General features: G+C 69.9%; 1 protein-coding gene. It reads left to right on the top strand.

Features of this window, described 5'->3' with window-relative positions:
* A partial coding sequence (locus SB773_RS32340; protein ID WP_410594464.1) for a hypothetical protein occupies window positions 1-183 on the top strand: 183 nt, incomplete at its 5' end.
* Between the last annotated feature and the right edge of the window lie 83 nt (window positions 184-266).

Below are 266 nucleotides of genomic sequence, written 5' to 3'. Positions count from 1 at the left end.
CTGAGTGTGTACAGCGATCACGCGCGGGGCGTCATCGACCGCGCCGAACTCCTCGAGACGCTGGAGTGGATCCAGTCGCTGTACCTCCGCCGCGCGCTGGTCAACCTTCCGGCCGAGAGGCTGATCGCCAGGCTCTGCCGCGCACGCCGGCGACAAGGGCGGCGGGCCCGCTGGGACGACTGATCGATGCTCTGCCGCGACGAGCGCTGCTTCGGATGCCGAGCCGAGTGGAGCATCTCGCGGCCGGGGGAGAGGCCTCGTCATAC

Source organism: Bacillus sp. SIMBA_074 (assembly GCF_046534555.1).
Lineage (GTDB): Bacteria > Bacillota > Bacilli > Bacillales > Bacillaceae_G > Bacillus_A > Bacillus_A mycoides.
The sequence above is the reverse complement of the archived record's forward strand: the minus strand, read 5'-3'. Positions and strand labels throughout refer to the sequence as shown.